General features: G+C 42.2%; 4 protein-coding genes. 2 read left to right on the top strand and 2 right to left on the bottom strand.

Features of this window, described 5'->3' with window-relative positions:
• Positions 1–62 precede the first annotated feature (62 nt).
• Complete coding sequence (locus PG862_RS10660) at positions 63–1,394, bottom strand: RNA-binding domain-containing protein (RefSeq protein WP_270707357.1); 1,332 nt, start codon at positions 1,392–1,394, stop codon at positions 63–65.
• 242 nt (positions 1,395–1,636) lie between these two features.
• Between PG862_RS10660 and PG862_RS10655 the strand changes: the two genes are divergently transcribed.
• Positions 1,637–3,208: a glucan-binding protein gene (locus PG862_RS10655; RefSeq protein WP_333563207.1), complete on the top strand. Its 1,572-nt coding sequence runs from the start codon at positions 1,637–1,639 to the stop codon at positions 3,206–3,208.
• 222 nt (positions 3,209–3,430) lie between these two features.
• Here PG862_RS10655 and PG862_RS10650 read toward each other — a convergent pair whose 3' ends face one another.
• The gene (locus PG862_RS10650; RefSeq protein ID WP_333563208.1) at positions 3,431–4,864 is read right to left on the bottom strand and encodes a glucan-binding protein; all 1,434 of its coding nucleotides are present in this window, start codon (positions 4,862–4,864) and stop codon (positions 3,431–3,433) included.
• A 683-nt stretch (positions 4,865–5,547) separates the two neighbouring features.
• Here PG862_RS10650 and PG862_RS10645 point away from each other — a divergent pair.
• Positions 5,548–7,335: a phosphotransferase gene (locus tag PG862_RS10645; RefSeq protein WP_270707356.1), complete on the top strand. Its 1,788-nt coding sequence runs from the start codon at positions 5,548–5,550 to the stop codon at positions 7,333–7,335.
• Positions 7,336–7,460 lie beyond the last annotated feature (125 nt).

Below are 7,460 nucleotides of genomic sequence, written 5' to 3'. Positions count from 1 at the left end.
TGCAGGCTAAAGTAACGAGAATGCGGTGTGCCGTTTTTCAAACTGATTTGAAAAATTTCAGCCTAAACAGACGTATAATACGTATTTTTTCCAGATCTGATTGCTTGTAATTCTCCTGAAGTACAAAGCTCTTTCAATAATTTAAATGCTTTAGTTGTACCGGAATTTAATATTGCTTCCGCTTCTTTTCGAGTTATTTTCTTGTTTTTATTTACATATTCCAGAATAAGCTGCTCTTCTGTTAATGAAGAAGGCTGTCTGTATACAGCTACAATCCGTTTTTTGGGCAGATTTGTGTGATTAAGCATTTCATTTCGATTTGGAAGTGTAACACGAAATACTCCTTTGGCTGTTTCGAACACAGGCTGTTTGGAAAAATCTTTATATGCGCGTTGAATTTTGCCAATGCCAGTTCCATAACTTTCTATCAACATCATTCGATAAAAGATAGCCGCCAGATTCGGATTTCTTGGTTGTGATACGCCTAAAAAAATAGAATCTAATTCCAATCCTGAAACCAGACCGCCCAAAGAAACAAATTCCATCCGGTCATCATAAATATTAATCAGATTGCTGCCACTAAAAGAATAGTCCCTGTGAACAATACTATTTAATAATGATTCTCTGACCGCCTCTTCTGGATAATCTCTCTTGTCAATTCTCTCTAAGCCTGAGAAACTTGCTTTCGTTTTATTGTTTAGGTCAATAAACTGAAAAACGTCATCTAGCTGCTTGATAATTGAACCAGAAAATTCTTTCCGATCGCGGAAAATTGCTTTGTCAGTTCCCTGGAAAATGGCAACCTTTGTCGTTACTTCACACTGATCGGATAATAGTAATGCAAGATTTGTATATAAATTATCTTCACCAATCATTTTCAGAGTCATCATCTGAGACGAACCCAATGGTATATTCCGTTTGGACATTTCAGCAGAAAACACCTCAAATGTCAATGCCTGATTCATGCTCCGGCAGGATTCATAAGAACGGATACCGTTTTGAATAATCATTTCACGGATGCCTTCATCCGTCATTGGCTGTGAAGAGCTTCCTTTTCGGACATAAACACCGCTCGGTTTCAATCCTTTTTCTCGGATATAATAAGGGCGATTTGTTCCAGTCGCAACATTAATTTCTATTACCGTTTTTTCCTCTATTTCAACCGTTTTTATATTCACAAATGGCATGATATCTGGAGCAATCGCATCTTTTAACGAACCCGCGACCTGCAACATAACTGAATCTGGATCATTCACTCCAATAACCATTCCATCTTTTCGAACTCCAATCAAAATGGTACCTCCAGAAGCATTGGCAAACGCAATCACTTCTTTTCGAATGTCAGCTACATATTCTTGTTTAAACTCAACTTCCTGATTTTCAAACGATAGCATGAGATTCCTCCTTTCTTTCTCTTATTTTAAGAAAGAAAGAAAGAAAAGTCAAGACGCGAAAGAAAGAAAAGAAACGACATTTTTCCCACCGCCCGATACTTTTCCATATCCGAAGTATAATGACCTAGTAATGCAGTTAGGATTTCGAGAAAAATATTTCAAAAAGTAAAAAGGAGAGTGCATTAATTATGAGAAAGCAGACTAAATTAGTTGCAGTACTTTCTGCAGCAGCTTTACTCGCTATGGGTGCTTCCATGACTTCTTTCGCAGCTGGTTGGCAGAAAGATGACGCTGGTGTTTGGCACTACTATGACAGCGACGATGAGATGGTAACAGGCGAATGGAAGAAGGACGGCGGTAAGTGGTTCTACCTTGACGAAGACGGCGATATGCTGACAGATGCTTGGGTAGATGATGACTACTATGTAGATGAGTCCGGTGCTATGCTGACAAACGCTTGGAAATACACTGTATCTGACGAAGATCAGGATGAACCGGATGAGGATGGCGAGCGTTGGTTCTACTTCAACAACAAAGGTAAAAAAGTTGTAAACGATACCAAGAAGATTAATGGTAAAACTTACTTATTCGATAGCGATGGTAAGATGGAGTTTGGCTGGCAGCAGGATAATAACACCGGCGACATGTACTACTATGGCGATGAGAATGACGGTGCTAGAACAGAGTCCCAGTGGCTGTGGCTGGAGAGATCCGGTAACTTAAGCGATGAAGACCTGGATGACGGACAGAAAAAAGGTCTGTGTGACGATACCTCTTCTGATCCGTGTGATGACGAAGGTTGGTACTGGTTCCAGTCCTCTGGTAAAATGTACAAAGATAAAACAAAGAAGAAAATCAACGGTAAGTTCTACATGTTCAATGAGCATGGTCAGATGCTGTATGAGTGGATTGACAATAAGAAAGTTTCTGTTGGTTCCAACGCGCAGCTTGATGCAAAACGTGCTGATGGCTCTGTAGCAACTGCTGGTGAGATGCTGTACTACAATGTAAATGAAGAAGGCTGGAGAGCTGATGGCTGGTATCAGATCGATGGTTCCGAGGCTATGAAGACAGACAGCGATACAGACTGGTACTACATCGATGATGGCGAAATGTATCATGCAACAGATGCTGATGATGCAGGTACGACTGATGGCGGTAGTGAAGTTTATGTAATGAGAAAGAAAGTTAAAGTAAGTGGTAACAAGTATTTCGCATTCAATAAAAAAGGTCAGATGCAGGATGGTCTTCAGTACATCGTTAAAGATCATGGCTTCTTCTACTTCGATGAGAATGGCTACCAGAAGACTGGTAAAGTTTCCAGCGTAGAGTGCGAAGATGATGATTACACCTTCTACTTCACAACCAAGAACGGTAAGAACGGTATCGGTTATACCGGTGAAAAAGATGGTACTCTGTACTTCAACGGTAAGAGACTGGAAGCAGATGATGATTATAAGTTCTATGTAGTAGATGGAAGTATCTACCTTGTAAATACAAAGGGTAAGATTCAGAAAGCTACCAACAGCAAGAAATATGATGATATCGAAAACGGCGCATACGTTGGAAAAGATGTACATGTAACAACTAACAAGAAAGGTATCGTATCTTCTGTTCAGGTTGGCAATGCAGCAGCAACTAGAAGCGAAGATTTATTAACAGATCTTGCAACAGACATCAATGCAACTGGTTTCGATGCTAAGTCTTATGAAAACGCAAATGATAATAAAGTAGCAGTTCCGTTCATCGATCTGTACGATAGCAATGATGTTTATACCTATACAGGTAGTGATTATGCTGAGGGATGGAGATAATTAAGTATTACTTTAAGTGATTCTTAATTTCAACCGATTAGAATTTCTTAATCTCTCTAAATTAAAGGAGAGCTGTCGCATTCATATGTGGCAGCTCTTTTTCTGACTAAATATGGTAACATTGTTTCTATGCAAAAAGGACTCCGGCATCCCAGATTTCTCTGAGATGTCGGAGTCCTCTTTATATCAAGCTATCAGCTCAATTCTTCAAGTTCAGCTCAATTACGGCTCCCAAACGAAACCATCAGTTGTGCTCTGACCATCTACATCAAAACCACCAGTTCTGATTACATCAGTCGGAAGTGTTGTTGCATTTGTATTCTTCTCATCATCAACAAAGTACTTGTTAACAGTACCGCTCTTGGTTACAGTTACATAACCTTCGCCGCCATCCAGTTCGTACTTCTTAGAAGTAGATTTCTGGATCTTACCAGTCTTGTTAACTACATACAGAAGATTGTTGTATTTGTATACAGCGTAGTCATCATCAGCCTCAAGTCTCTGACCATCTGCGTACAGATAACCATCTTTGATTCCGTCATAGCCCTTACCAGTATCGTTGTTCTTTGTGCTGAAGTAGAATGTGAATGTATCATCATTGTCATCATCAGCAGTTGTCTTACCGGTCTTCATATAGCCATTGTCATCGAAATAGTAGGTATGGTTTGCAATTCTCTGCAGACCTGTCTGCATCTTACCATCCTGATCGAAGCAGAAGTACTTACCATTGATTTTGATTTTCTTTCTGTACTGGGTTGCACCTGTAGAGTCAGTCTGAGCATCCTCAGCGCCTGCCTTCTTAGCTTCGCCCTTCTTGAAGAAGTACCAGTCGGTATCGTTGTCGTTGCCAAGATCCTCAGCACCGTCGATCTCGTACCAGCCTGCTGATCTGGAGCCATCTTCAACTTCGTTAGCGTAGATCATATCGCTTGCGGAAGCGCCTGCTCTGTTACCATCCAGAATAAATTCTGTGGAGGAACCAGTAGCTGTGTACTCCTTAGTATTGATCCACTCGTACAGCATCTGACCATGCTCGTTGAAGTAGTAGTATTTACCATTGATTTTCTTTTTCTTGCTGTTGTCTCTGTATGCTTTACCGTCGTTCTGGAAGTAGTACCAGCCTTCGCTATCACACAGGGAGCAATCATCATCATGAGACGGCATGGAATCGTTATCCTCGTCATCCTCATTCGGCTCTTCTAACCACAGCCACTTAGCATCTGTTCTCCAGCCTTCATCCTCAGTTCCCAGATAGTACCAGTCACCGTTATCTTCGAACCAACCGTATCTCATCTCACCGTCGGTGTTGAAGTAGTAGGTTTTACCGTTGATCTTCTTCTTATCATCGGTTACTTTCTTACCTTTATTGTTGAAGTAGTACCAGTTCTCGCCATCATCATCCGGATCGCTGCTGTCATCATCATCAGCTACTTTGACCCACTGGTTAACCAGCATAGCACCATCTTCGCCTACATAGTAGTCATCGTCTACCCAAGCGTCTGTTTCCATATCGCCATCTTCGTTGAGGTAGAACCACTTACCACCATCTTTTTTCCACTCGTCAGTTACCTGATTGTCATCGCTATCATAGTAGTGCCAAACACCAGCGTCATCTTTCTGCCAACCAGCTGCGAAAGAAGTCATGGAAGCACCCATAGCGAGTAAAGCTGCTGCAGAAAGTACTGCAACTAATTTAGTCTGCTTTCTCATAATTAATGCACTCTCCTTTTTACTTTTTGAAATATTTTTCTCGAAATCCTAACTGCATTACTAGGTCATTATACTTCGGATATGGAAAATTATCAATAGTTTTTTTACAGAATTTCCAACTTTTTATTTTGAAGTGGAATATTGTCTGTATTTCCTATGTTTCTCTTCCCTGTGAAGTACTGCCTTTCTCCGATACATCCACATTATAATACACGTTTTTCCAAAATACCATAACATTTATCTGTGCATTTTCTTACGGATTTTTTACGAAAATTCTTTATAGTTTCGTAATTGTATTTATATTTGTACAATCCTGTTTTAACCGCTAAAATGCCTGTATTTCCAGTATTTTTTACGTTTCTTATTTCCCACAGACCACCTTATCAAGCCTTTCGTCACTATTCACGCATACGTGCCCAGTAACAGTCTTTATTCTCCCCCCGCAGCATTGCTTTTTCCGTTTACTTTCTCTGTGTTTATGCTATAATGTTCATATATCACTTTTAATTTTATTTTTTGAACACACAACAGCTAGAACCTATTTTCACTCTTATCCATCTATAATGATGACGAAATACGTGAATATATAAGAGAAAAATAAAAGAATTTAATAATTCAGGAGGTTTTATATGGATCGCTATGGACTGATCTGCCGGAGTTTCTATGAGAATCCGGATGTAACCCAGCGGGAGCTTGCTTCGATTTTGAATCTTTCCCTGGGGACTGTGAATAAATTGCTTGGGGACTGCCTGGAGAAGGCATTTCTCATGACGGATATGGATACGGGGAAATATCTGCTGACCGAACAGGGGCTTAAGTATCTGGAACAATTTAAAGTGGATGGCGCCGTCATTACCGCCGCCGGGTTTGGCTCCCGGTTTGTGCCGCTGACGTTTGAGACACCGAAGGGGCTTCTGGAAGTGTTTGGCGAGCGGATGATTGAGCGCCAGATCAAGCAGCTCCATGAAGCGGGGATCACGGATATCACAATTATCGTCGGTTATTTAAAGGAAAAGTTTGAATATCTGATCGACAAATATCAGGTCAAACTCCTCTATAACCCGGAGTACGCCACCAAAAATAATCTGGCTACGATCTACCATGCCCGCGAGCTGTTCCGCGGCCGCAATATGTATCTGCTTGTCTCGGACAACTGGATTCGAAATAATATGTACCATAAGTATGAGTGCGGCGCGTGGTACTCTTCCGTTTACATGGACGGTGAAACGTCTGAGTGGTGTCTTTCTTCTAATAAAAAGGGGCGCATCACATCGGTGCAGGTCGGTGGGCATGATTCCTGGGTCATGTATGGACCTGCGTTCCTCTCGCGTGATTTTTCCAACCAGCTGATTCCGCTCATTGAGGAAGCCTATCATCAGCCTGGCACAGAACAATGGTACTGGGAACAGGTTGTCGTCGATCATATCAAAGAACTGGATTTTTCGATGAACTGCCAGCCGGCGGATCAGGTCTATGAGTTTGAAAACCTGGAAGAACTGCGCCTGTTTGATCCGAAATATCAGAATCATTCGGACAATGCCGCCATGCAGCTGGTCGCACGCGTTTTCAATGTAAAAGAGGAAGCGATACACAACATCCGCTGTCTCAAATCCGGCATGACAAACCAGTCGTTCCTGTTTGAACTGGATGGAAAACATTATATCTGCCGCATTCCGGGTCCGGGAACAGAATTTCTGATTAACCGGAAAGAGGAGGAGGCTGTTTACAAGGCGGTCACACCGCTTGGCATTACCGAACATATTTTGTATTTTGACGGAAAAAACGGCTACAAGATCGCCCAGTATTATGAGGGCGCTCGGAATGCGGATGCAAAGAACCCGGATGAGATGGCAGCCTGTATGGAGATGCTGCGGAAGCTGCATCATTCCGGCGTGACGGTTCCGCACACATTCCGCATCCGGGAACGGATTGATTTTTATGAGAGGATCTGCCGCGGACATGAGGAAATGCTGTTCGAGGACTACCCGGCGGTCCGTGCCCGGATGAATGAACTGATGGATCGCCTGGATACGCTGGAACGTCCATGCTGCCTCTCCCACATTGACTCGGTTGCAGACAATTTCCTGTTTCTGCCGGACGGCTCCCTACGTCTGATCGACTGGGAGTATGCGGGCATGTGCGATCCGCTCATTGATATTGCGATGTGCAGTATTTATTCATATTATTCACAAGAAGAGCTCGACCATCTTCTGGAAGAATATCTTCAGCATGCCCCATCGGACGAGGAACGTTTTGTCACGTATGCCTATGCGGCGCTGGGCGGTTTCCTGTGGGCGCTCTGGGCGGTCTTCAAGAGTATGGAGGGACGCGAATTTGGCGATTACACGATCGTGATGTACCGGTATGCTAAAAATTATTATCGAAAAATTGTTTCCGAGGGCTTGTTAAAATTGTAATATTTCCGTTAGGTATTTTACATTTTTCTATGTTATACTTATAAAGTAATTTGATATGATACCAGGGTCAAAAGGTCAGAAGTTCGACGCAAGCTTGCTTGCAGGAGAATTTTTGACCTTGGGAT

The sequence above is a fragment of the Clostridium fessum genome (assembly GCF_027698965.1).
Lineage (GTDB): Bacteria > Bacillota > Clostridia > Lachnospirales > Lachnospiraceae > Otoolea > Otoolea fessa.
The sequence above is the reverse complement of the archived record's forward strand: the minus strand, read 5'-3'. Positions and strand labels throughout refer to the sequence as shown.

Coding starts and splice junctions, on each gene's coding strand:
- PG862_RS10660 (WP_270707357.1), bottom strand. CDS start 1,394: ATGCTATCGTTTGAAAATCAGGAAGTTGAGTTTAAACAAGAATATGTA.
- PG862_RS10655 (WP_333563207.1), top strand. CDS start 1,637: ATGGGTGCTTCCATGACTTCTTTCGCAGCTGGTTGGCAGAAAGATGAC.
- PG862_RS10650 (WP_333563208.1), bottom strand. CDS start 4,864: ATGGGTGCTTCCATGACTTCTTTCGCAGCTGGTTGGCAGAAAGATGAC.
- PG862_RS10645 (WP_270707356.1), top strand. CDS start 5,548: ATGGATCGCTATGGACTGATCTGCCGGAGTTTCTATGAGAATCCGGAT.